The 23,968-nt window shown below is 42.7% G+C and carries 30 protein-coding genes; 14 read left to right on the top strand and 16 right to left on the bottom strand.

Annotation, left to right across the window (positions count from 1 at the left end; all coding sequences use genetic code 11):
- Window positions 1-8: 8 nt before the first annotated feature.
- The 3 genes from PHC76_RS05240 to PHC76_RS05230 all read right to left on the bottom strand — a co-directional run bounded on the left by PHC76_RS05240 (window position 9) and on the right by PHC76_RS05230 (window position 1,947).
- Window positions 9-833: an FAD:protein FMN transferase gene (locus PHC76_RS05240; protein WP_299970316.1), complete on the bottom strand. Its 825-nt coding sequence runs from the start codon at window positions 831-833 to the stop codon at window positions 9-11.
- A gap of 16 nt (window positions 834-849) precedes the next feature.
- Window positions 850-1,365, bottom strand: a complete 516-nt coding sequence (locus PHC76_RS05235; RefSeq protein WP_299970319.1) for an EF-hand domain-containing protein — start codon at window positions 1,363-1,365, stop codon at window positions 850-852.
- Between the two features lie 84 nt (window positions 1,366-1,449).
- On the bottom strand, window positions 1,450-1,947 hold the full coding sequence (locus PHC76_RS05230; RefSeq protein ID WP_299970324.1) for a YgjP-like metallopeptidase domain-containing protein: 498 nt from the start codon (window positions 1,945-1,947) through the stop codon (window positions 1,450-1,452).
- 43 nt (window positions 1,948-1,990) lie between these two features.
- Here PHC76_RS05230 and PHC76_RS05225 point away from each other — a divergent pair, with 43 nt between their 5' ends.
- The gene (locus PHC76_RS05225; protein WP_299970327.1) at window positions 1,991-2,800 is read left to right on the top strand and encodes a TIGR00282 family metallophosphoesterase; all 810 of its coding nucleotides are present in this window, start codon (window positions 1,991-1,993) and stop codon (window positions 2,798-2,800) included.
- A 146-nt stretch (window positions 2,801-2,946) separates the two neighbouring features.
- Complete coding sequence (locus PHC76_RS05220) at window positions 2,947-3,597, top strand: 3-methyladenine DNA glycosylase (protein ID WP_299970330.1); 651 nt, start codon at window positions 2,947-2,949, stop codon at window positions 3,595-3,597.
- On the opposite strand, the gene PHC76_RS05215 is transcribed toward PHC76_RS05220, so the two are convergent.
- On the bottom strand, window positions 3,581-3,793 hold the full coding sequence (locus tag PHC76_RS05215) for a BrnA antitoxin family protein (protein ID WP_299970333.1): 213 nt from the start codon (window positions 3,791-3,793) through the stop codon (window positions 3,581-3,583). The two genes, PHC76_RS05220 and PHC76_RS05215, sit on opposite strands and share 17 nt — an antisense overlap.
- Window positions 3,790-4,083, bottom strand: coding sequence for a BrnT family toxin (locus PHC76_RS05210; protein WP_299970335.1), 294 nt, complete (start codon window positions 4,081-4,083; stop codon window positions 3,790-3,792). Before PHC76_RS05210 ends, PHC76_RS05215 begins: the two co-directional genes overlap by 4 nt.
- Window positions 4,084-4,275: 192 nt before the next feature.
- On the opposite strand from PHC76_RS05210, the gene PHC76_RS05205 reads away from it, so the two are divergent.
- Together PHC76_RS05205 and PHC76_RS05200 are read left to right on the top strand one after the other, a co-directional pair.
- The gene (locus PHC76_RS05205) at window positions 4,276-4,641 is read left to right on the top strand and encodes a hypothetical protein (protein ID WP_299970338.1); all 366 of its coding nucleotides are present in this window, start codon (window positions 4,276-4,278) and stop codon (window positions 4,639-4,641) included.
- Entirely contained in the window at window positions 4,619-5,020 is a 402-nt protein-coding gene (locus PHC76_RS05200; RefSeq protein ID WP_299970341.1) for a hypothetical protein, read from the top strand. Before PHC76_RS05205 ends, PHC76_RS05200 begins: the two co-directional genes overlap by 23 nt.
- A gap of 6 nt (window positions 5,021-5,026) precedes the next feature.
- Here PHC76_RS05200 and PHC76_RS05195 read toward each other — a convergent pair whose 3' ends face one another.
- Both PHC76_RS05195 and PHC76_RS05190 read right to left on the bottom strand, forming a co-directional pair.
- Entirely contained in the window at window positions 5,027-5,218 is a 192-nt protein-coding gene (locus tag PHC76_RS05195) for a YwbE family protein (protein ID WP_295012656.1), read from the bottom strand.
- Window positions 5,219-5,229: 11 nt separating this feature from the next.
- Window positions 5,230-5,862 (bottom strand): HAD family phosphatase, encoded by a 633-nt coding sequence (locus PHC76_RS05190; protein ID WP_299970344.1) that lies wholly within the window; start codon window positions 5,860-5,862, stop codon window positions 5,230-5,232.
- Window positions 5,863-5,986: 124 nt separating this feature from the next.
- Here PHC76_RS05190 and PHC76_RS05185 point away from each other — a divergent pair, with 124 nt between their 5' ends.
- Together PHC76_RS05185 and PHC76_RS05180 are read left to right on the top strand one after the other, a co-directional pair.
- Window positions 5,987-6,583 carry a hypothetical protein gene (locus PHC76_RS05185; RefSeq protein ID WP_299970347.1) on the top strand — a complete coding sequence of 199 codons (597 nt, stop codon included), beginning with the start codon at window positions 5,987-5,989 and terminating at the stop codon, window positions 6,581-6,583.
- A gap of 35 nt (window positions 6,584-6,618) precedes the next feature.
- Window positions 6,619-6,963: a VanZ family protein gene (locus PHC76_RS05180; protein ID WP_300209841.1), complete on the top strand. Its 345-nt coding sequence runs from the start codon at window positions 6,619-6,621 to the stop codon at window positions 6,961-6,963.
- On the opposite strand, the gene PHC76_RS05175 is transcribed toward PHC76_RS05180, so the two are convergent.
- The 7 genes from PHC76_RS05175 to PHC76_RS05145 form a co-directional block, all read right to left on the bottom strand.
- Window positions 6,952-8,121 carry a GGDEF domain-containing protein gene (locus PHC76_RS05175; RefSeq protein ID WP_299970353.1) on the bottom strand — a complete coding sequence of 390 codons (1,170 nt, stop codon included), beginning with the start codon at window positions 8,119-8,121 and terminating at the stop codon, window positions 6,952-6,954. The genes PHC76_RS05180 and PHC76_RS05175 overlap by 12 nt on opposite strands.
- A 106-nt stretch (window positions 8,122-8,227) precedes the next feature.
- On the bottom strand, window positions 8,228-8,413 hold the full coding sequence (locus PHC76_RS05170) for a hypothetical protein (RefSeq protein WP_299970356.1): 186 nt from the start codon (window positions 8,411-8,413) through the stop codon (window positions 8,228-8,230).
- Window positions 8,414-8,543: 130 nt separating this feature from the next.
- Window positions 8,544-8,762 (bottom strand): cold-shock protein, encoded by a 219-nt coding sequence (locus tag PHC76_RS05165; protein WP_299970359.1) that lies wholly within the window; start codon window positions 8,760-8,762, stop codon window positions 8,544-8,546.
- Window positions 8,763-8,950: 188 nt separating this feature from the next.
- Complete coding sequence (locus PHC76_RS05160; protein ID WP_299970362.1) at window positions 8,951-10,630, bottom strand: DNA polymerase III subunit gamma/tau; 1,680 nt, start codon at window positions 10,628-10,630, stop codon at window positions 8,951-8,953.
- Window positions 10,631-10,756: 126 nt separating this feature from the next.
- On the bottom strand, window positions 10,757-11,563 hold the full coding sequence (gene murI, locus PHC76_RS05155; protein ID WP_299970365.1) for a glutamate racemase: 807 nt from the start codon (window positions 11,561-11,563) through the stop codon (window positions 10,757-10,759).
- A gap of 6 nt (window positions 11,564-11,569) precedes the next feature.
- Window positions 11,570-12,901 (bottom strand): transcription termination factor Rho, encoded by a 1,332-nt coding sequence (gene rho / locus PHC76_RS05150; RefSeq protein ID WP_299970368.1) that lies wholly within the window; start codon window positions 12,899-12,901, stop codon window positions 11,570-11,572.
- 138 nt (window positions 12,902-13,039) lie between these two features.
- Window positions 13,040-13,432, bottom strand: coding sequence for a YchJ family metal-binding protein (locus PHC76_RS05145; protein ID WP_299970370.1), 393 nt, complete (start codon window positions 13,430-13,432; stop codon window positions 13,040-13,042).
- Between the two features lie 80 nt (window positions 13,433-13,512).
- On the opposite strand from PHC76_RS05145, the gene PHC76_RS05140 reads away from it, so the two are divergent.
- Genes PHC76_RS05140 through rmuC form a run of 3 tightly spaced genes read left to right on the top strand, consistent with a single transcriptional unit; the run spans window position 13,513 to window position 16,241 of the window.
- Window positions 13,513-13,947, top strand: coding sequence for an NfeD family protein (locus tag PHC76_RS05140; RefSeq protein WP_299970373.1), 435 nt, complete (start codon window positions 13,513-13,515; stop codon window positions 13,945-13,947).
- A gap of 11 nt (window positions 13,948-13,958) precedes the next feature.
- Window positions 13,959-14,876, top strand: coding sequence for an SPFH domain-containing protein (locus PHC76_RS05135; protein ID WP_299970376.1), 918 nt, complete (start codon window positions 13,959-13,961; stop codon window positions 14,874-14,876).
- 54 nt (window positions 14,877-14,930) lie between these two features.
- Window positions 14,931-16,241, top strand: a complete 1,311-nt coding sequence (gene rmuC, locus PHC76_RS05130; RefSeq protein ID WP_299970379.1) for a DNA recombination protein RmuC — start codon at window positions 14,931-14,933, stop codon at window positions 16,239-16,241.
- On the opposite strand, the gene PHC76_RS05125 is transcribed toward rmuC, so the two are convergent.
- Window positions 16,236-16,796, bottom strand: coding sequence for a CDP-alcohol phosphatidyltransferase family protein (locus PHC76_RS05125; protein ID WP_299970382.1), 561 nt, complete (start codon window positions 16,794-16,796; stop codon window positions 16,236-16,238). The two genes, rmuC and PHC76_RS05125, sit on opposite strands and share 6 nt — an antisense overlap.
- Before the next feature lie 160 nt (window positions 16,797-16,956).
- Here PHC76_RS05125 and PHC76_RS05120 point away from each other — a divergent pair, with 160 nt between their 5' ends.
- The 5 genes from PHC76_RS05120 to PHC76_RS05100 all read left to right on the top strand — a co-directional run bounded on the left by PHC76_RS05120 (window position 16,957) and on the right by PHC76_RS05100 (window position 21,898).
- Window positions 16,957-18,153, top strand: coding sequence for an OprD family outer membrane porin (locus tag PHC76_RS05120; RefSeq protein ID WP_299970385.1), 1,197 nt, complete (start codon window positions 16,957-16,959; stop codon window positions 18,151-18,153).
- Between the two features lie 9 nt (window positions 18,154-18,162).
- Window positions 18,163-18,402, top strand: coding sequence for a FeoA family protein (locus PHC76_RS05115; RefSeq protein WP_299970387.1), 240 nt, complete (start codon window positions 18,163-18,165; stop codon window positions 18,400-18,402).
- Window positions 18,392-20,503 (top strand): ferrous iron transport protein B, encoded by a 2,112-nt coding sequence (feoB, locus tag PHC76_RS05110; protein WP_299970390.1) that lies wholly within the window; start codon window positions 18,392-18,394, stop codon window positions 20,501-20,503. The genes PHC76_RS05115 and feoB overlap by 11 nt, the downstream gene beginning before the upstream one ends.
- Window positions 20,504-20,587: 84 nt before the next feature.
- A complete protein-coding gene (locus PHC76_RS05105) occupies window positions 20,588-21,085 on the top strand; it encodes a CZB domain-containing protein (protein WP_299970392.1) in 498 nt (165 codons plus the stop codon).
- 75 nt (window positions 21,086-21,160) lie between these two features.
- Complete coding sequence (locus tag PHC76_RS05100) at window positions 21,161-21,898, top strand: response regulator transcription factor (protein ID WP_299970394.1); 738 nt, start codon at window positions 21,161-21,163, stop codon at window positions 21,896-21,898.
- On the opposite strand, the gene PHC76_RS05095 is transcribed toward PHC76_RS05100, so the two are convergent.
- Complete coding sequence (locus PHC76_RS05095) at window positions 21,888-23,966, bottom strand: CHASE2 and HATPase_c domain-containing protein (protein ID WP_299970396.1); 2,079 nt, start codon at window positions 23,964-23,966, stop codon at window positions 21,888-21,890. The genes PHC76_RS05100 and PHC76_RS05095 overlap by 11 nt on opposite strands.
- Between the last annotated feature and the right edge of the window lie 2 nt (window positions 23,967-23,968).

Below are 23,968 nucleotides of genomic sequence, written 5' to 3'. Positions count from 1 at the left end.
TATTGTTTCTAGAGTGCATGAACAAGTTGAACATGCGAGGGTAGTGCGAGTTGAGGATTGACAAGTAATGCCGTACTCCAAATACCTGCATCGATGGTTGTCGGTGCCATAATACTTACTTGTGTATATTTTTCCTCTACCGCGTTTGAGCGTATGATATGGCTAACCTTTTGTGCCTCAATCTCACTAAAACGTTTGGAATGACCCGATGTGCATAAGGAAGCATTGTGAAGTTCTATTTCACGTAGATTTTCATGAGACGCATCAGGATTTTGGATACCGACTCTCCATGGGAGGTTATGACACTCTCCGAAAGCGGCTAAATCTCCCCCGAAATTCACCAAAGCAGACGTTACCCCCATCGATTGAAGATACAAAACGGCTTGATCTACGGCATACTCTTTTACCAACCCACCTAAATCAATCTTCGTCACACTGTTGGAAAAGGTGAGGGTATTGCCATCGAGTTCGAGATGGTGTGAAGAGGCATATGGGGCTAATTCCTGTTTACGTAGCTGATAATCCCCCCATGTAGGTGCTTTGGAAATCTCTTTAAGGGTTCCCGCCAAAGCAATGTCAAAAGCACCTTGAGTCATCGTGGTATAAAAGAGAGATATTTGTATAAATTGAGCAAGTTCATCACTGATGTTGTGGGTATTGTAAGTGCGATGATTGAGGAGATAGAGTTCAGAATCTTCTCGAAAATAGCTAAAGCGAAACTCTAACTCTTTCGTCTTATGGATAATGTTTTGGGCAATCTCATCTGCAATTGACTGATTTTGAGCGTCAATATGCAGCTCACAAGGCGTTGTAAATGCGTTAAAAGTATACAAATACAACGCACACTCTTTATGCTGTGAGATTGGTCGTCGAACCGGAAACAGTTGGTGTACTGCTATAGGCTGCCATTATTTTGTTAAATAAAACTTTTTGCATATCATTGGTGGAAGCAGAGGTTGCTGATTCGTTAGATGAAGTTGCTGGAGAAGTTGTATTTGTGGTACTTGCTTGGTGATGATGTTTCTTTTGTGTTTCGTTGAGTGTTTGTTTGAGAGCATTCATCAATTCATCAGCGCTGATACTGCTATCACCATTTTTATCGAGTTTTCCAAAAGCACTATCTACGTTGTTAGTGTTGGCAGTAGAATTTTGAGCTAATGCTTGCGCTGCTTGAGAAAATTCTGTTTTATCGATTGTTCCGTTTTTGTTAGTATCTAAAGTCGACATAAGTTGTTGAGCAATTGCATCGAAACTTAAAGTCGCATCCGTACCTTGTGACGCATAACCGCTAGCACCGCTTTGGGCTTGAACATTTCTGTTGGCATACATTTGGGATGCCATCATAGAGTTGCTATTGATTGTCATTTGTACCTCCTGTGAACATGTGTGTTTTTAGCACAAAAACAATAAGCAAAAATCATACCTAAATAAGGGTTCATTATAATTCTGTTAATAAATATCCCCGTGAGAATCGAGCTGTGTCAAATACAACCGCACATCAAACTCCAGTTGATGATAGGCGGGGAGGATATGGGTGCAGAGTTTATAAAACGCTTTGTTGTGCTCTTTCTCTTTGAGATGGGCGAGTTCATGGGTGACGATCATCCGCAAAAAAGGTTCGGGGGCATTTTTAAAAAGGTTTGAAATCCGAATCTCATTTTTCGCTTTGAGTTTTCCCCCTTGTACCCGCGAGACGAAGGTGTGCGTCCCAAGAGCCGATTGCAAATCCCGTATTTTGGTATCATAGAGCACTTTGGAGATAGGCGATGCGTTGCGTAGATGGGTATTTTTTATCTCCATCACATACTCATAGAGACTTTTATCGGTGGTATAGGTGTGGGTGTCGGGGTATTTGTTGAGTAAATACTCCCCCAGCTTGTTTTGATGGATGAGTGCTTCTATTTGCGCTTTGATGGTGGGATTATAACCGTTGATGTACTTTAACATATCTAATGATACACTTTCAGGAATTAAACAATAGGGTTCGAGCGTGAAAATAGCATTTATAGGGGACGTTGTCGGTCGTCCGGGTCGGAGTATGATAAAAGAGCATTTGAAAAAGCTTCGGAGCCAATATTCTCTTGATTTTGTAATCGCGAACTACGAAAACGCCTCTCACGGTTTTGGAATCACCCTCAAAAATGCCCAAGAGTTATTAAGCGCGGGGATCGATGTGATGAGTGGCGGAAACCATACGTGGGATAAAAAAGATGTCCTCCCACTCCTCGAATCGCTCCCGATGCTCCGTCCTCACAATTACCCTGCGGGGGTAAAAGGGACGGGGTGTCGAGTGTTTGAGGTCGCGGGAGAGAAGCTTGCCATCCTCAATATCATGGGGCATTACGGTATGCCCTACGTCGATAACGCCTTCAGGTGCGCCCGCGACACTGTGGCGAGTCTCAAAAATGAGGGAATAGAGCATATCTTTATCGATTTTCACGCTGAGGCTTCGAGTGAAAAACGGGCGATGCTGATGATGTTACAATCCCAAGTGAGCGGCATCATCGGAACCCATACCCATGTGGGGAGCGATGATTTCCAGATCGCGCGCGGTACGGCATACATGACTGATATCGGACTGACGGGTTGCCGTGACAACGTTATCGGAATGGAAGCATCCGTTCCGATGGAGCGATTTTTGACGGGAGTATCGGGACGGTTCGAAGTCCCTGAGAAGTGCCGTAAAATCCTCCAAATCGCTATCATGACACTCGAAGAGGGAAAATGCACCGAAGCATTTAAACTCAAAATCTTCGATGACGGGCGTGTATTTCGAACCGATGCGTGGGTGGAAGAATAACCATCGTCATTCCCGACTTGATCGGGAATCCAGTTGTTCAATAGGGGATGGATCCCCGGGTCAAGCCCGAGGATGACGAATCCCGTCATTCCCGCGAAGGCAGGCATTGTGCCCCCTGTGGGTAAATCCAGCTACAAAGGATACATGTGCATTTAACCGACTCCTATGAACTCTACACCGCCCTAGAGCGCCTCAACCTCCTCGAAAACACACAACCTCTTTGGTGGCCGAAACACGGCACTTTTGAAGTGGTCGTGGGTGCGATATTGACCCAAAACACCCAATGGAGCAGAGTCGTTACCTCGTTAGAGAACCTCTCACACTCAGGATACCTTAGCTTAGAAGCACTGTGCCACATAGACCCCGAAACGCTGATGGAGCTAATTCGCCCCAGCGGACTGATAAAAGCAAAAGCCAAAAATATCATTTTACTCTGTAACGCCATTACGGAAAGTTTCGGTTCGTTTGAAGCGTTCGCTTTAGAGGTTGATCGAGAATGGTTATTGGCGCAAAAGGGGATCGGTCCAGAGAGTGCCGATGCGATACTGTGTTATGCGTGCTTGCGAGATGCGATGGTAGTAGACAGTTACACCGCACGACTGCTGCGAGCATTCGGGTATGAGTTCGAGGGGTATGATGAGCTTCAGGAATGGTGTGAAGCGGGGATTCGTGAGCACTTCGATGCATCAACCCTGCAACAGACATTTGCGCGGTTTCATGGGATGATTGTGGAGTATGTGAAGGGGAATAGTAAGGGGAAAGTGGTGAATGTCGAGAGGATTAACTCGACCATTTAACCTGCGGTTCGACGTGTCGGATGGCACAGTCGGTGAGATACGAATTCATCAGCGTTTGATACGGCAATCCCGTTTTGAGGGCGAGTTGTTTGAAATATTCTATTGTGTCCACTTCTACATTGAGTGAAATCTGTTTTTTTGCCGTTTTGGCATAGGGATTTTGGACGGATTGTGAAAAATCGTATTCTTCTCTCATGGTAATAGCTCCTTGTATTGGCGTTCTTCGTTTTTGGTGGATCGTCGGGCGGAGATGATCCGAATTATCCCCTCTTGATCTTTGTAACAATGGACTACCGCTAAAATTTTCAGCGTATAGCTCATCCCCAACAGGATAAATCGTTCTTCTTGTTCCGAGTGATCGGGATCGGGAATCATACGGGCAAAATCATCATCAAATACCGTTTTGGCTTCTTCAAACGATACGCCGTGTTTGGTGATATTTGACGATGCTTTTGTATCGTCCCATTCAAATTTTAACGATTTCATATAGATACTATAATGATAATATCATGATTTGTCAAGATGTCTCGGTTTCTCGTAGTGTTTGCACGGTTTCATGGGATGATTGTGGAGTATGTGAAGGGGAATAGTAAGGGAAAAGTGGTGGATATTATTGCTTTATCTATATGATAATCAAAAAATGATATTATTTAATAAATAATATTTTAGGTTTTGATTTTGAAGTTTGGCTATATAGTTTTGATTTTTTTTATTTCTATATTGAATCATTTTATGATTATTGGATATCAAGGAATAGAACGGTTTGACCCTGATATTTGGTTTGTAAAAGTATCGAATGAAATGGATTCTACCTGTTATAGAGGTGCATTAGCAAATGATCTGAGTAATCGTTTGATTACTCAAGATATGACGAAACAAGAAGTAATCAATCTATTAGGTGAGCCTGATGGAATCAGTCAAAATGATATGAAATATGAGATGGATTATTCTTTGGGTTTTTGCAGTATGGCTGATTATAATAGTATTATAATTCATTTGGACAGTTCAGAAAGAGTTGAAAATGTACATACAAGACAGCATTAATTCGATAGGATTACCCAAAAAAATCGTTTTGTGGGCATTAGTTTACTCTTTTTTATTTCCTGTGACATATTTATTTGGTGGTATGATTGCCACAATCGGAAATTTTGTTACTTTTCCATTTTTACCGGGTGCTTGGATTGTAAGCAAGGGCTTTGTTTATTTATTTGGGAGTGGAAATATTTATCTTTTTGGATTATCGTTTGGAATATTTTTTCAGATTTATATTATTGCGATGCTATCTCAAAAATGTTTTATTCTTAAAACACGAGAAAAATGTATTAACTGTGTCTTACTAAGAATGACGATATTTGTATTTTTTGTTTTTTGTTCGACATTATTATTCTATGCAGTAATGTTTTATATTTATTCACATAGATAGATATATTCAAAACACCTCTTTAACTCGTCCCACTTCCCCGCTCATCAACCGTACTTTTATCCCATGCGGATGGCTCGGTGATTTGGTGAGGATGTCACGAACAACCCCCTCGGTCAATCTCCCCGTACTTTGATCTTCTTTGAGGACGATGCTCACCCGTTTGCCTGACATGATATTTTTTCGTTCTTTGCCGTCCATTTGTATCCCTTTTATGTGAGTAGTGTTAGTAATTCATCGAGTGTTTTAATCCGATAAGTTGCTTTGGTGAAATCGTGATTTTCGGTAAAGCGGTTGTGGACGATGACACACTCTATCCCTGAGGCAACTGCCGAGCGTAGACCACGTTCTGAATCCTCGATGATGATTGTCTCGTGTTTCTCGCCTCCCAGTCGCTCTAATCCCATTAGGTATGGATCGGGGTAGGGTTTGGCACGAGGATATTCCCCGCTACAAAGGACGAAATCCATATAATCAACAATCCCCCGTGAGGCGTGGATGAGTTCGAAATCGCATCGTAGAGCTGAGGTGACGATACCCATACGATAGCGGTGTGAGAGGTGTTCTAATACCTCTTTGACACCGTGAATCGCTATGTCTTCGGTACGGAGGTAGTGTTGGTAGAGTTCGTTTCGCTGTGCGCGCCATTTATCGGTTTCTATCATGGGGATTCCCATCTCTTCGGCGATTAAAAAGGCACTCTCCCCTGCAATCATAATATCGCGGTATCTCTCCTCGCTTAGATAAAATCCTTGGGAATGGAGTATCTCAGCGCTGGCGGTATAGTACCAGTGTTCAGTATCGACGAGGACACCGTCATTGTCAAAAAGTATCTGTGTTTTCATAAGTGCAATTGTACCTAGATAAAGATTTCTACACTATATCTATTATACAAAGATAGGCACAGTTAAGACATTAATATAGAACTACAGTTGCATACCAAAAATAATATTATGCAAAAGGGGAATCATGACGATCGATGTCAATCTATACCGTGCAGATAAGGAGTTTATCGATAATATCGATGAGATTATCGAGGATACTATGGTGCAGATGTTTATTCTTCACCCCTCATCGGTTTTGGAAATCAATGAGATTAAAGAGCTTGCGGATGAGTACGAGAGCATCTTTTACTCTGTGCCGTTACATTTACGGAGTGAAGCAGATAGCCATTGTGTTGCTTATTCGATAAAAGATGAGAAGGAGATAGTGTTGCTGATGGGTGATAAACCCATCATGATTGACGAATCGATGTTGACCGAGAGTCTTATCGCCTCATTGGGCGAATATCGAGGGATTATCCTCAATGCGACACAAGAATATCCCTCATTGCCAAACTTTTTACTCGCAATAGGTATGGGTAATGTCGGGATGTTTGATATCGAATCTCTCAATAAAATGAGTATGGATCGAATCGTATTACAAAGCACCTATCCTAAGTATGGATTTGAAGGGATTACGAGTGCAGTAAAAGTGATTTCGGATGCAATGCTCAGACCTGAGCAAAGTATCATCGCACGAGCGACCAAAAGTTCGTTAGAACTGTTTGGATTTCGTAAGAGTTGATATTTTGATTTCTAGGGTGTGTTATAATCCACCCGATGAAAACTACTTTTTTTAAAACCTCTTTTTTTATTACTTTTGGAGTTATTGAATATCTGGCATTAACCCCTCAGCATATTGAAGTGCTTGATGGTTTGTGGGATAAACAAAATCATTTTGCTGCTTTTTTTGTACTGTATATTTTACTCAGTGTTGCGTATAAACATTTTTCACTACAGAAAAGAATCGCAATTTTATTATTGATCGGTGTACAGATTGAACTGACGCAAGCTTTTATTCCGGGGAGATTTGCCTCAACGCTGGATGTTGTGGCTGATAGTATCGGGATTGCAATAGGGTATGTAATCCATCGATATGTTTTAAAAAAATTATTAGACCTCTAACGAAGAGGTTTGCACCACTTGATTTCTACCGCTATTTTTGGCTTCATACAGCGCTTTATCGGCAGATGTAAGTAACCATTCACTGTTGTTTGGATTTTGCGGGATGATGGTGGAGACACCGATACTCATCGTAACATACTCAGAAACCAAAGAAGTGGAATGCTCAATAGATGAATCATGTAAATGAGTAATCATTCTTTGTGCTATTTCAAAGGCTTTTGCTTCATCTGTTTCCGGAAATATAACGGCGAACTCTTCTCCACCATATCGTGCTGTAATATCGCTAGCACGCTTGGCATTGCATTTGAGAATACGTGATATTTCTATTAAGCAGTTATCTCCCGCTTCATGTCCATAGGTGTCATTGTACTGTTTGAAGTAGTCTATATCAATAAAGAGGAAAGATATAGGTTTTTGATTTCGATAGTGTCGATTCCATTCAGCATTTAAGAATCTATCGAGTGAACGACGATTATAGATTTGGGTCAATCCGTCTATGTCGGCGAGATGGACTAGTTTTTCGTTAGATTCGGCTAATTCTTGAACTAATTTTTCGTTGTCAAAACGGAGTTGAAGGGTATAGGTGAGCTGATTGTAAAATTTGAGAGAGGAGATATACATAAGCGCAATGTAGATCATAAAGAGTAAGGCAAGTGCATTAAATGCTTCGTCTTTCATTTGTAACATAACAATCATTAGTGCTACGACCATCGGCAGATAAAAAGAGGGGAACGCAACAAAAACAGATGAATTGGCACTAAATGCTCCGGCAATAAGACCGGTATAGACGACAAAGAGGACGACTTGATAAGCCGCAGGCCACGATGGGTCTAGTAAAAATGCCAAACTTCCCCATATAACACCTGCAAAAAATGTACATATAATATATCGACGTACCCATATTTCTGTCATTTGATCGCTGATGTGGGTACGAAAGAAGAGGATAGTAGTGACAAATCTCATAGAATAAGCAATTATCATGAGTATTAACCATCCGCTAAGTAACGTGTGATCGGCAACTTTCCAAAGCGTTATTGCGGTGACAATCGCGGTTATCATACCAAGAACTTGAACGCTTCGGTTTTGAAGAAATAGTAAACGTATTTGTTCAGCTCTTACAGCAGGATTAGCAGGTTTAGGGAGAAGACGTTTTAGCATACTTTTTTCTTTATCATGGGAATCGTTATATAATAAAAAATAATTTGTTTATGGAAGTGTAGTGAAAAGTATCTTAATATCTTAGTATAAATCTCCGCGCGATAGATTAATCGCGAAGATTGAGCCATGAAGGGGGATTGTCAAAACAAAGTTCACTCTCGTGCCAATCGCTTTTTTCGCCATGACGGGCATGAAGTTTTCCATCTACAAGATGGTATTGTAGTCCGGTTACATTACTGGTAAGTTTTTTTCCTTGTGCAAGGGCGTCTAAAACGGCTTCTCTGCTTTCCATGGTACTATCCTTAAATTGGCTCTTTAAAACACATATTTGGTGTCTTAGTAGAATAAATTCTGAAGTAAATAAAATCGAAGTAAAAAATTGAGGTGGAGCTTAGATGCGGGCTAAAGCCCGCGAGGAGAAGTTACAGCGCAGTAACGTTTTCTGCTTGTGGGCCTTTTTCGCCTTGACCAACAGTATAAGTTACTTTTTGACCTTCTTCAAGGTTAACACGTCCGTAACCAGTGCGGTTTACTTGACGGAAATGAACGAAAAGATCTTTGTCTCCGCTATCTTGTTGGATAAATCCAAAACCTTTTTCACCATTGAACCATTTTACTGTTCCGTTTTGTAGATCTGCCATAATGAGCCTTTTTGTTAAAAATACACCCCGTTGCCGTGGTGGTCGAAAATATAAAGTGGAGTGTTCTTAGAGCGGGCCGTACTGTTAACAAAAGGTCTTCAATAGAGAGCTAGCTAAAGATGAAACTCTAAATCATCTTTCAATAGCTGAAGTATAGCTGAAAAAATGCTAAAAAGCAATGATTATAATTAAACTTTTGACTGTACGGTGATTTTGGTCGCCTCGAAGAGGGTTGCCGCTTTTTGAATCATCGGTTCTTTGAGGACATCGGAGCCGTCAAACTCTTTGACACTGGTCTCATCGCATTGGCTGACACAGCTACCGACACCGATTTCAGAATCTTCAATCATTGAAGTGGGTTCAACGCTCTCCTCTGGGTGAGCGTCTACTTCGGTAATGGTGAACGGGTCTGAGGATAGTTCAGCTTTAGGTGCTTCTGATAGAGGCATTTCAACTATCGGTGCTTCTACTATGGGTGCTTGAGATGGCGCTTGAGAACACGGTTGTGATTTGATTTGGGTGTCGATACCGTAGACTTCACGGACGAATTGACGGATGATGGCATAGCCGTGTTTGAGAAGCTCTTTTTCATCCCCCTCGGCGCAACTTTCCCATGTCAAAGTATCTTCTGCAAAAGAGACAAACGAAATATTTTTTTCAAAACAATAGAAAAGTTTTTCATCACGATCTTTTATCTTGTCGCACAGTTGGTCAAACAGTGATTTAGTAGGGGGTTGCGGTTTGGTGATCGGAGCCGTTTCGGTTGGGGCTAGTGAAATTCCTGAGGGGATGGCACTGATTTGGGTACGTGATTCGAGAGATTCAATCATCTCATCAATCTCTTTGATCTTGAGTGCTTCAATCATTTTAAAGAGGATGAGTCCGATGACAAATCCCCCATCGGCATTGATGGCAAAAAGGGTTTTCGCATCACTGAGGATTCGGAAAAATCGCTCAATTACCAAAGGGGTAAAATGGTGGTCTCCCTCGTAGAGTTTATCTTTGAGATAGGCGATAAGTTCATCGACGACCATCTCAGCTTCATACGATTCGAGCTCTTTAATCATCGGGATCAGGCGAGGGCGGTCTTTGGTAAAAATCGCTTCAAAGAGGGTATCGATATAGTTTGGATCGAGGAGCCCGAGCATATCGGCAACGGTTTTGACATCGACAAACCCTTTGGAGTAGATGATTGCTTGATCCATGAGGGTGAGGGTGTCACGCAGAGAGCCTGAACCGCTACGGGCGAGGATGTCGAGCGCTTCGGCTTGGTATTCGATGTTCTCCAAATGGAGGATGTGGCTCAGATGATGGACGATATTAGGATGGCTGATCCGTTTAAACCGAAAATGTTGCGTACGGCTGAGGATGGTCGGCGGAAGTTTTAGCGGATCGGTGGTCGCGAGGATGAATTTAACGTATTCGGGTGGCTCTTCGAGCGTTTTAAGGAGGGCATTATGTGCCTCTTTGGTGAGCATGTGTACTTCATCGATGATAAAGATTTTAAAAGCACCGCTGGCTGGACGGTATTTGGTATGTTCTATAAGATCGCGGATATCGTCGATTTTACGACTCGATGCCGCGTCCATCTCGATGATATCGATATGTCGCCCCTCGTTTGCCATAACACAGTGGCTACAGACGTCACACGGTGCCGAAGTAGGACCGTTTTCACAAATAAGCGATTTGGCAAAAATACGTGCGGTAGAGGTTTTTCCTGATCCCCGTAGACCTGAGAAGAGATAGGCGTGGGAGAGACGTTTAGAGTCGAGGGCGAGGGAGAGAGTTTGGGAAATACTCTCTTGCCCGATAAGCTCTTCAAATCGACGTGGACGGTATTTTAGTGCTAATACTTCTGAAATTGCCATATTTGAGAGCCTTATAGTATTTGTTGATGTATAAATACCTCTTAAATTCTCAAAAACGTAGTTTTTGTAGCTTTAGGGGGTTGCAAGGGACAATTTGTCCCTGCCGCTAAAACGGATGCATTCGTTTTAGTGCGTAACATCAGTTAATTGATTTAATTTTACCGTATCTACCCTAAAATTTTGACCTAAAATAGTCTTAATCATCGTGGAATTGAGAGGACCTGTGCTTAAGAGTGTCAGAGAATTTTCTCCCTGATTGATATGCCCTTTTTGCTCTAGCAAATGGAGTGTCCTATTGGAGACGGCATCGGCGGTTTGAACCAGAGTGAGGGGGGTATCCATAATGTTTTGAATTTCATGGGCAATCAGGGGATAGTGGGTGCATCCTAAGACAATAGTATCGACATGAGCTTCACGCATAGGTTTCAACCACGCTTCGAGCATCGAGAGGGTTTTGGGTGTTGATGTCTCACCCGCTTCGATTTGCTCAACCAATCCGTGACACGCTTGCTCATATACTTCGACGTGGTATTGGGATTTGAGAGAGGTGACTAATTGTTTGTATTTTTCCCCATTTAGTGTCGCAGGGGTGGCGAGAATCCCCACCTTTTTAGTGTGGGTATGAGAAAATGCAGGTTTTAGCCCCGGTTCGGTTCCGACGATGATGAGATTGGGGTATTGTTCTCGAAGCTCGTTAATGGCGGCGGAGGTGGCGGTATTACACGCAACGACGAGGGCATCTATCGAGTAGTGTTTTAAAAAGTATTCGGTGATGGAGATAGAGAAGTCTAAAATTTCATGTTTCGATTTTTCACCGTAGGGGGCATTGGCAGTATCGGCGAGATAGATTATCTCGACTCCATGGAGACGATGGAGCATGGTAGAGACGATGGTAAGACCGCCTAAACCAGAGTCAAAAACACCGATTCTCATAGTCGGTTATTTACTATCCCCGTTCATGCTATCGAGAAATTCAACGTTTGATTTGCTTTTGAGCATGGTGTTGTAGAGGAATCGGAGTGCTTCCACTTCGTCCTCTTGTTTGTGGAGCATGGAGCGCAATACAAACACTTTTTGCAAGATATCGGCACCGATAAGGAGCTCTTCTTTACGAGTTCCTGATTTGAGGATATCGATAGCAGGGTAAATACGACGGTCAGAGATTTTACGGCTGAGGACTACTTCGGAGTTCCCAGTCCCTTTGAACTCTTCGAAAATGACCTCATCCATTTTACTTCCCGTTTCGACGAGTGCAGTAGCGATGATGGTCAAACTTCCGCCGTTTTCGATGTTACGCGCTGCACCGAAGAAACGTTTCGGTTTATGGAGAGCATTGGCATCAACTCCCCCTGAGAGCACTTTTCCCGAACTTGGTGTGACGGTGTTGTACGCACGTGCTAGACGGGTGATAGAGTCTAAGAGAATCACGACATCTTTACCAAGCTCAACGCGTCGTTTCGCCCGTTCGATTACCATTTCGGCTACTTTGACGTGGTTTTTTGCAGGTTCATCAAAAGTAGAGCTGTACACTTCCCCTTTGACGGAACGTTCCATATCGGTTACCTCTTCAGGGCGTTCATCGACGAGGAGAACCATGAGCTCAACTTCAGGGTGGTTGTTGGTTACCCCATGAGCAATCTCTTTCATAAGCTCTGTTTTACCTGAGCGAGGAGGTGCGACGACGAGACCCCGTTGCCCTTTACCGATGGGACAGAACAAATCCATCATACGTCCCGTAAGGCGGGTCGGTTGGTATTCGAGTTTGAGTTGCTCAAGAGCGTACAATGGAGTCAAGTTTTCAAAGAGAGGACGTTTTTTAGACTCTTCAGGTGGGAGATAGTTGATTGCTTCGACTTTGAGGAGGGCGTAATAGCGCTCTTGGTCTTTTGGTGCGCGTACTTGTCCTGTGACGATATCCCCATTACGGAGGGCAAAACGGCGAATTTGAGTGCTCGATACATACGCATCGTGCATTGAGTCGCTAAAACCTTGGTCAACTGCGCGTAAAAAGCCGTAACCGTCTTGCATAATCTCCAAAATTCCCGTAAAGAGGATGAATCCCCCTTGTTGAACTTGGGTCTTCAAGATTTCAAAAATCAAATCTTGGCGTTTAAGCTCATTAGGGTCTTCAACTTTTAATTCAGTTGCAATCTCTAAAAGATCTTCGAGTTTTTTAGCACGAAGTGCTTCAACAGTGAAGCCATCAACTGGGGTATGGGTACGATTTTTAGAATTATTTCGAGGAGTAGGGGTTTTTGCGTTATCGCTCATTAGGAAAGAAGCCTTAAGGTAGTGTAGATTTTGAGTGAACAGAAGAATTTGGTGTTGTTAGTGTTCACGAGAGTCATTGTTTGTTGATGACATTATAATCAATGCAGATTTGGTTGTCAAGTTTCGGGTCAAACCTGATTACACCATGCTCTCATAAAGCCATTTCCCCTCGATTTTTAAAAATCGGCTTTTTTCTTTGAGAACACCGCTGTCTAATAGTGCTTCAAATGACACATACGATTCGTATTCCCCATCGATAAATTCAAGAATTTTCAATCCTAAAAACTGAGTGTTTTGAGAAAATTCCAAAATGCTTTCTTTCCAGATGGCTGTTTCATTGGTATAATCAGGATTATTGGGATGGGTAGTATGGATAATATAGTCTGCTAAGTGCAAAACATAAGCACTATAGCGGGAACGCATAAGTTTGAGGGCAGTGGATGGAAGGCTCCCTTTGTGGTAGGGGAGACAACATTGTTTGTACTTTTTACCACTGTGACAAGGGCAGAGGGCATTAGAGGATATTTTCATAGTATAGTTCGTTTTTTTTGGTTTATTATAGCGTAAGTATTGAAGGTGTATGCTGTGTATAAATTATCAAAGGGATTTTAATGTCATACTATCTTTGGCTTATTTTTGGTGTTGTCGCATTTGTTGTGGAGATGATGCTTCCGACATTTTTTGCTCTGTTCGCGGGGGTGGGATTTTTTGCGGCCGCCGCTGTCTCATTTTTTATGCCTGAATCGCTGAGTGTGCAGTTGATGGTTGCTTCGGTATTTATGATAATTGGTGCTGTTGTTTTTAAAAAAAGACATATTGGTGATGATGAACGTGATTCGGTGGGAACGCACAATGAATTCGTTGGAATCAATGGTAGAGCGTTGAGTGAACTCTCTGCTCATCAAGAGGGGGAAGTTTCTCTCTATGAACCGGTGGTCGGGGCACGTCATTGGCCAGCGGTGAGTGTTGAGGGGACGATTGAGCCTAATGCAGAGATTCGGATTGTGAAATTGAGCGGTAATACCCTTATCGTCGAAAAAATTTAAAGGAGCGTGTTATGGATATAAGTATCCTTTTTCCCTTAGTCTTAATGGTCGCGGTGGTGTATACACTGTCGCAAATGGTGCGTATTGTCCCTCAGGGGGAGGAGTGGGTTATCGAGCGGTTGGGTAAATACCATACGACCCTTTTGCCGGGGCTTCATTTACTGATTCCGATTGTGGATATTGTTGCGTATAAAATTGTTACCAAAGAGCTGATTCAACAAACGCGCGAACAAGAGGTTATTACCAAAGATAACGCGGTCGTCATCATCAGCGCGGTCGTCTTTTACCGTGTTACCGATCCGGGGAAAGCATCCTACTCGATTAGCAATTTCGAGAGTGCGGTTGCCAATATGACGATGACGACACTTCGTGCAGTAATCGGGGGGATGACACTGAATGAATCGCTCTCTCAACGGGATGTGATTAAAGCGGAAGTTGCAGGGAAGATTCGTGATTCTCTCAGCGGATGGGGTCTAACTTTAGGGAATCTGGAAGTCCAAGATATCCGTCCGAGCCAAAATCTCCAAGAGGCGATGGAGCGTCAAGCGGCGGCAGATCGTGAACGTGAAGCGGCTATTTTAATAGCAGACGGTCAAAGACGAGCCGCTATTGCTCAAGCGGAGGGGCAAAAACAGTCGGTTATTTTACAAGCAGAAGGGCGACTCGAAGCGGCGAAACTCGAAGCTCAGGCAAAAGTGGAACTCGCTGAAGGGGATCGTAAATCGATGGTTGTTGTGGCACAAGGATTTGCTGGGGGCGAAGCTTCTCCTCACTATCTCCTTGCGCAACGCTATATCGACAGTGTTAAAAATTTGAGTGAGTCGGCAAACTCCAAAGTGGTTTTTATGCCTGCCGATTGGCAACAAAGTCTTGCGGGTGCAGTAGGATCATTAGGATATTTGGGAACGGCATTGGGTGAGAAAAAATAGGGCAATTTGTCATATTTTTTACCCTCTTAGGGGTGATGGGCTATAATCACCCTTATGATGTACGAAATAACAACCCTTATAGGCTTTATCGCCACCGGAACACTCGCATGGATGTGGAATCAATCCCGACAACACTACGCGCTCCTCGAAGCGCGTGCACTACAACTCCAAGAACTCTACACTCAGGAACAAACTCTCAAATCAAAAATCCAAGCCCATCTTGATACTACCCAGAGCGAGTATCATGCATTAGAACGCGATTACGCGGTGCTCCATACCCGTCACGAAGAGTCCTCACGCTCTTTTGAGGAAAAAATCCGTCTTTTGGACGAAGCCAAAGTACAGATGAAAGTGCAGTTTGAACAACTCGCGGCGCAGATATTTGAGCAAAAATCTAAAACGTTTGATGAAGCCCATACTAAAGGGCTCGATTTGCTCCTAAAACCGTTTCGTGAGCAGATAGCTCAATTCTCAACCCAGAGCAAAGAGCAGTTTATCCACGATGCGAAAGAGCGTCAAAGTATCAAAGACGAAATTCTCCGCCTCAAAACCCTCAATGAACGGCTCAGCCAAGATGCGATTAATCTAACCCAAGCACTCAAAGGTGAGAACAAAACCCAAGGAAACTGGGGAGAGATAGTGCTAGAGCGAATACTCGAAGAATCGGGGCTACGTGAGGGGCATGAGTACGACATCCAAAGCACACTGAGTGATGAGGAGGGGAAAAAGTTCCGTCCCGATATGATCGTCCATCTCCCTCAGAACAAAGACATTATCATCGATTCCAAAGTCTCACTCGTTGCGTACGATGCCTTTATCCGTGCCGAAACCGACGAAGATAGGACTCATGCTCTCAAACAACATCTCCTCTCGATACACTCTCATATCAAAGGATTGAGCAACAAACGGTACGAACAGCTCAGCGGGGTACGAACGCTTGATTTTGTGTTGCTCTTTATGCCTATCGAGGGGGCATTTCTCCTCGCGTTGGAGCAGGACAACACCTTTTTTAAAACAGCGTATGAACAAAACATCGTCGTCGTTTCCCCTTCGACACTGCTCGTAACTCTTCGTACCATCGAGCATATTTGGCGAAGTGAGTATCAAGAACGCAATGCTAAAGCGATTGCTGAGTCTGCCGAAGCGCTGTACGAAAAACTGGTAGCGTTTGTGGAGGATATGGAGAAAATCGGCGAGCAGATCGGACGTACCCAAAAGAGTTACGAGGGGGCGATGAATAAGCTTAGCAGTGGAAAAGGTAATTTGATCCGACGTGTCGAGTCGATGCGAAAATTGGGATTGAAGCCGAAGAAGATGCTTCCCTCATCATTGATGGAAGCGGACGAGGACGAAACTCTGTTATAGATGCGGAATTTTTACTTTTGAATTCAGCAATGCTCCGATGAGTATCATCATCGCGAGGACCCCCATCCAGCCAAACGAAACGTTTAGCCCCAACCAAACAAGCCATACAATCCACAATAAAATTGCCCCAAGTGGTGTTGGAACACCCGTAAAATATTTCGCAACTTCTCCCGCATCGGCGTTGATGTTAAACTGGATTAGACGGCGTAGACCGCTGATGACGTAATAGATAGAGACGATTGAAGCGACGATAAGGGGTATTCCGCTGAGGTGATTGTAAACCGATTGAAAAATAAAGAAAGTCGGGACGAGGACAAAGCTGAGAAAATCAGCGAATGAATCGAGTTGAATCCCAAATTCGTTGGATAATCCGTATTTTCGGGCAACTTTACCGTCAAATATATCAAATGCTCCACCCATCCATGCTAAGATAGCAGCAATCATAAAATGATTTTGGGTAATAAAATAGGTAGCGAGAAGTCCGCAGGTAATGTTCGCCATCGTAATGAGATTGGCAAGGTTGAAATGACTGGTTGAACGCCAAAGAAATTGCATAAAAGTCCTAATAAGGTATGATTTGGTTTAGAATTATAGCTAAAGCAGGAAAAATAGCTCTAATTGAAAACAATTATCAAGATTAAGCCGTATAAAAGATGATAGTTATTATCATTACCAAATAATTTAAAGGTGCATTGTTGTTACAAGGAACAATAGAATGAGAAAAACCCTAACACTAAGCATAATAACCGTTATTGCACTCAACGGAGCCAATATCGATGAGGCGTTTAAGTCAGGAAAAGCGAGCGGACAACTTCGTACCGTATACCTAAGCCAAGATAACGCGATCGATACCGATACCTACGGAACCTCACTCGGAGGTATTTTGAAATACGAGAGCGGAGAGTGGAACGGATTGAAATTGGGTGTCGCAGCATACATCTCCCAAAAAGTTGGATTTGCAACCGGAGATGAAGCAAAAGCCAATAATGACTTGTTTGCTAATAACGCTCAATCATACGCCTATGTCGGTGAAGCGTATGCAGATTACACCATGGGTGATTTAAATCTTAAAATCGGTCGTCAACTACTCGATACTCCATTCGCACAAACTGATGATATTCGTATGCACCCGAACACCTTTGAAGCGGCAATCGCTACTTACAGCGGATGGGATAAAACAACCCTCATAGGCGGTTACGTCAAACGGTTCGCAGGATACGACTCAGGAGATGATATCTCTAAATTCAAAAGATTCGATGGGTTTGACAGTAAAGGTGTAACGGTTCTTGGTATTATGAATGAGAGTATCGAAAACTTCAAAGCCCAAGGGTGGATGTATGGAATCGATAATATGGCAAATGCAATTTATGCCGATGCTATCTATTCACTACCATTGAGTGAAACAATGGGATTAGAACTGAGCGCTCAAGCAGCTAACTTTTCTGAAAAGAGTGGAAGCGGTTTAGACGGTAACGTCTATGGAATCGCTACAGCATTCAATTACAGTGCATTGAGACTCAGCGCGGCATACAACACATCCTCCAGCGATAATGGAAAAGTAATCTCTAACGGTTTCGGCGGAGGACCTTATTTCACCTCTATGGAAGAGATGACTATCGATGGATATGAAGATGCAAAAGCCTGCCAGTTGAGTGCTGAACTCGATTTAGCCGATGCGGGGATAGAGGGATTAAAATTGAGTGGACAATACGGCACGTTTAAAAGTACCCCAATGGATATCAAAGTTAAAGAGGTTGACTTTATCGCTACCTATGCTATCAATGAAGCTCTGAGTGCAGAAATGAGCTATGCGATGGTGAATGATAAAAACAAAAATACGTTTGACAATAACGGAACACCGGATGATGGCGGGTATGACCGACTCTTGGTGCGGTTGAGTTATAACTTTTAAGGATTTTGAATGAATACAATGACACTGTTAAGTGCCTGTACCAAAGGTGGGATTGCCACCGTGGTCAAGATTAATGCGACAGGTGCTCTCAAACAGCGGTTAATATCGTTTGGGTTGATGAAGGGTGTCGATATTATGATGCTCGAATGCGGTTTAACGAAAAGTACGTTTGAAATCAAAGTCGGCAATGTCAATCTCGCACTGCGACGTGAAGAGGCTGAATTAATCGAGGTATGTAATGTCCGATAAAAAAATAACTGTCGCCCTTGTAGGTCAACCTAATGTCGGTAAAAGTATGCTCATCAACTCCATCGGGAACGCTCGGTTGCAGGTCGGGAATTTTACTGGGGTGACGGTTGAAAAAACGGTTGTTACGTTCGAACATGACGGGTATGAATTTAGTGTTGTGGATCTCCCAGGAACCTATGCGTTTACCGACTATTCCATCGAAGAGCGGGTAACGCACGATTATTTGACCCAAGAGCAGTACGATCTTATAATCAACGTATTGGACTCGACCAATATGGAGAAAAATCTACAACTGACCGCTGAACTCATGACCATGAGTAAAAAAATGGTTATTGCACTCAATATGAGCGACGAAGCGGATAAAGAGGGAATCGAGATTAACGCACCTTATCTCTCTGCTCTGTTGGGAATTCCGTGTATTCGTGTATCTGCGGCGGCAAAAACGGGGCTTGATGAATTGATGGCGGCGGTTATCAAAACGCATAAACTTTCGTATCAAGAGCAAAAATTGGTTTTTAGTGAAGCGGTGGAAGAGGAGATTAATTTAATCGCTGATTATCTGAATCGTCATAAGTTTAAAGCCTCAATCAGTAATCGCAATATCGCTATTAACCTTTTGCAAAAAGAGAAAAAAACATACCGTGTGCTCCATGATAATCCCCTTTGGACGGAGTTACAACCGATGTTGATTGAAGCAGATCGACATGTACTTCTTCACCACGATACCGATGATATGAAAGAGGCGTTAGCGGAAGAGTATTTTTCGTTTAACCGAGGTATCATCGCCGAATCGGTAAAGATAAAGGCTAAACTTCCGCAAAAGAAAACAACAACGGAAAAGATTGATAGTGTGTTAATCCATCCGATTTTAGGGATTCCGATTTTTCTTTTCTTTATGTGGTCACTGTTTCAGCTCACTTTTGAAATCGGTTCTATCCCGATGGATTGGATTGATGCATTTTTCGGATGGTTCGGTAAGATTGTCGGAAATACCATTTCGAATGATGATGTACGGTCGTTGATTGTTGATGGGGTGATTAGCGGAGTTGGGGCAGTGGTCCTTTTTATCCCTAATATCGTTATTTTGTTTGTTGGGATTGCACTGCTCGAATCGACGGGGTATATGTCACGGGTTGCATTTTTACTCGATGGTTTTTTCCATAAATTCGGACTTCACGGGCAGTCGTTTATCCCCCTCGTATCGGGATTTGGGTGTTCTATCCCTGCGTATATGTCGGCGAGGATTTTAAAAAATGACCGTGACCGTTTATTGACGCTGTTTGTCATCGGATTTATGAGTTGCGGCGCACGACTACCTGTATATGTCCTCTTTACGGGCGCTTTCTTTTCTCCTGAAATGGCGGGAAATGTACTATTTGGTATTTACATTCTCGGTGCGATGATAGGTCTAGTGGCGGCAAAAATTCTCAAACTAACTGCGTTTAAAGGAGTTGATGAGCCGTTTGTTATGGAGATGCCCAAATATCGTCTCCCTTCGGTGAAACTGATTTGGCATACCGTTGTGACCAAAACAATGATGTATATGAAAAAAGCGGGGACATTTATTGCTCTTGCGTCACTGCTCGTATGGTTTTTGAGTACCTATCCTAAAGATGGCTCTCTCGATAAACTCTATGGGGCAAAAATCGAAGCAGCAATGTCGGATGAAGCAAAAAAAGGGCTCGAAAATCAACTTGCGGAAGCGCAATTAGAGCAAAGTTTTTTAGGGCAAATCGGACATCTCATCGAGCCGGCATTTACTCCGCTCGGATTTGATTGGAAAATGGCGGTTGCTCTCCAAACAGGACTTGCCGCCAAAGAGGTCGTTGTCTCGACGATGGGGGTTCTCTATTCACTCGGAAGCGATACTACCGAAGCAGATCACTCCCTTATCAATACTATCAGGTTACAAATACCGTTTGCATCAGCAGTGGCGTTTATCGTCGTGATTATGACCTACTTGCCCTGTTTAGCAGCGTCGGTCGTCTTTACCCGTGAGGCGGGGGGGATAAAATATTTCGTTTATCTGTTTGTATTTACGACGATAGTAGCGTATTCGCTTGCATTTATCACGTATCGTTTGGTGTTGTGGCTTAGCTAACACACTATATATTATTCTTATAACAATTGGCTCACATTCTCCTAGTAAACTTTCGTAAAATATGATAGTAAATTAGGATAAATGATGACAGTTCCACAAAATTTTGTATACGGAAACAGTATTCGAAAGCAAATTGTAAAAGAGATCCGTGATGCGTATGTTGCCCATGAAAAATGGGTACGCCGAGCAAAACATCTCGTTGAGAATCTCCCCGTAGATGAAAAAATGATTCCGGTGGATTCGACGGAGTGTCAGTTTGGACAATGGCTTTACGGAAATGGAATGAAATATAAAAATATTGCAAAGTTGTCAGATATTTTGCATAAAATCGAACTAGAACACCGCAATCTTCATGATACCTATTTGCGTATCTATAAAATTTATTTTTTAGAAACAAAACGCTCTTGGATAATGAATTTAGTAACACAATCTCGTAAAGAGGTTACCCCAAAAAAACAACAAGAAGCTCTCCACTATTATCATCAAATGGTGAAAATATCTACAGTATTACTCGAATCGCTAGAAGTGTTGGAAGCGAGTTTAGTAATGCAAAAAGATGATGTTCTTTTAACTTTTTCATAAAGAATGAGATAGTTCTTAAGATAAGAGCGTTAAAATAGTGTGTTTAAGTGAACAAAATAGGGTAGCAAAAAAATAATGAATCTAGAAAAAATTTATGAACAAACACGACGGATGAATGTACTGTTTGTAGAAGATGATCCACAGTTGCGAGAACGGACGGCAGAGATGCTCGAAGATTGTTTCTATCGACTCGAAATCGCTGAAGACGGTGTGGATGCGTTGGAGAAATACAAAGAGTATTATAATCGTAAAGGGAGCTATTTTGATATTGTCATCTCTGATATTCAAATGCCACGGATGGATGGGGTGGAACTAACACGTGAACTCTATGCGTTGCGTAACGATCAGCCTATTATCATCCTCTCCGCACATACGGAAACAGACTATCTATTGGCCCTTATCAATCTTGGTGTTGCCCAATTTGTGACCAAGCCGATTGAGTACACCAAGATGCTGGATGTGTTATACCATGTTGCGCACAAGATTAATACCGCTTCGGTAAATCTTCCGAGTAAACCTTCCCCTCTTATCACTATCAGTGACACAATGGTGTGGGATATGGAGAGCTCTTTACTTTTGAACGATGGAAACTCTGTCTCTCTGACGAAATATGAGATCTATCTTATGAAAGTGCTAAGCGCAAAATTTGAACAGGTGTGCAGCAGTGATGAGATTGTGAACCATTTTTATCTTCACGATCTTGACATTAGCTCAGAGAGTTTACGGGGGATGATGATGCGATTACGAAAAAAACTTCCCGAAAATGCTCTTGGTAGTGTTTATGGATTAGGGTATCGTCTCTCTAGTGTTTGAGAGGCAAACGAATCGTAAAAATAGTACCATCCTCTGTTGTTGAAGCCGTGATAGAACCCCCCATTTTGGTCCGTATAATTGCATCACAGATATACAATCCGATACCGCTCCCCCCTTTGTCGTGTTTGGTAGAGAAATAGGGATTAAAAATTTGATCTATAATTTCTGCGGGAATCCCACCCCCGTTGTCGGTAATAGTGATGAGTGCATCCGTCTTAGTCGATGAGAGCTGGAGACGGATATAGGGTGTTTGGATACGATTTTCCAAAAGGGCATCGCGGGCATTGTGCAAAAGATTGATAATCACTTGTTTAAATTCACTGGGAGAACCCATAACGATAAGCGGTGCATTGCCATACTCTACGCCGATGGTGATGCCGTTAGCATTAAACATCTTTTCTACCAAACGGAGAGACTCTTCGAGCGGTTGAGCGATGTCAAATGGGGAATTTTTGCGGTCAGGTTTGACGAAATTACGAAAATCTTCGATGGTTTGGGACATAAATAAAATCTGCTCCATTGAGTCAGCACTCATTTTTTTGAGATAGGCTGAATCCACTCTCCCTTTGGCAAATGCAAACTCAGAATTTTGGACAATCGCTCCTAGAAGATTAAGCGGTTGGCGCCATTGATGCGCGATGTTATCGATCATCTCGCCCATCGCCGCGAGTTTGGATTGTTGAAATATCATCGCTTTTTGATACTCTATTTCACTTTCACTTTCATACAGTGCCATTTGTAACTCTTGTTTTTGTTTGGTGGAGAGGTTTAGCTCATCAATAAAGCGTTTTTTATTTCGGTAATCGATAATAAACATCAAAAGAGCCAGAATAAACAAATAACTACCCAACGGTATCAACAGATACCCTATAGAGATGTAAATATGTTTTTGCCATGCCCCATACGTTATTACTGCACTCACAACAATGATTAGGGTGAAAATAGCAAGGACGCTGAGATAGTGTTTACGGAGCATTTGTACAAGCAAGAGCAAACTGAGAAAAAATCCAATAATGAGGTTGAGAGGTGGATAGAGGGTAGGCTGAACGGATACATCGTTGTTTAAAATATTTTCAACCAGTGTAGCATGGATATAGACCCCTGAGCGGACAGAACCGTCACTCATTGTATAGGTTCGATCTAGCCCCAGTGCGGTGGAACCGATAAAGATGTATTTTCCTTTGAGACGATCGGGAGAAACTGCACCGCTGAGAATATCGACCGCTGAAATTTTTTCGTAGTGCTCAAAGGGATAGAAATGCAACAGTGCTTGGGCATGACGATCTGCATAAAAATGGTGGTGTGCCATAGTAAGATTTATTCCGCCGACCAAGGGAGATGCGGTATCAAAATGGATTTTAGGAGAGACGGAGGCAATAGTGGCTACTCCTAATGTCGGAATCCAAATATCCTCATGTGTCATCCCCAGTGAGAGGCGTCGGAGGATTCCATCCCCATCGGCTGCGGCATGGATATGCCCTATGGCACGGGAGTGGTTCTGAAAACGGGGCTGATTACACACTAAATCATTTAACGGAAGCAAATCATTTTTTTGGAGCAGATGATTATACGTTACGGTATCGGGCAAAATACATACACCGCTTTGTCGTGCGGTGTTGGAAAAGAGGGGCAAAACCATAGGGGATTTTGTCATGATAGAGGATAATACGGCATCGTTGTCTTCGAGCGATTGAGGGAGTCCGTTAATGGAGATATCGACACCTAGTAGGGTGTGGTAAAATGTTTTTAGCGTTGCGGGGGATGTTCGGTCGTTTTCAGAAAATACCATATCCAGTGAGATTGCCAAGGGGTCGGCTTCTGCAATCTTTTCAATCAATTTTGCGGTGATGATTCGTGGCCACGGCCATTGTCCCAACTGTTTTAGACTGTTATCATCGATCTCGACAACAACGGTTGATGATGGGAAATGGGTTGAGGGGGTGGCATGATCGGTAAAATCATACAGTTTATAATCGAGATAAGAGAGTAGCGGGGTATTCCACCAAAAAAAATACAACAGGATTGTGAGACCCAAAGAGCTCACAATCAATAGAGTGTTTTTTTTCATTA

The sequence above is a fragment of the Sulfuricurvum sp. genome, assembly GCF_028710345.1.
Classification (GTDB): domain Bacteria; phylum Campylobacterota; class Campylobacteria; order Campylobacterales; family Sulfurimonadaceae; genus Sulfuricurvum.
The sequence above is the reverse complement of the archived record's forward strand: the minus strand, read 5'-3'. Positions and strand labels throughout refer to the sequence as shown.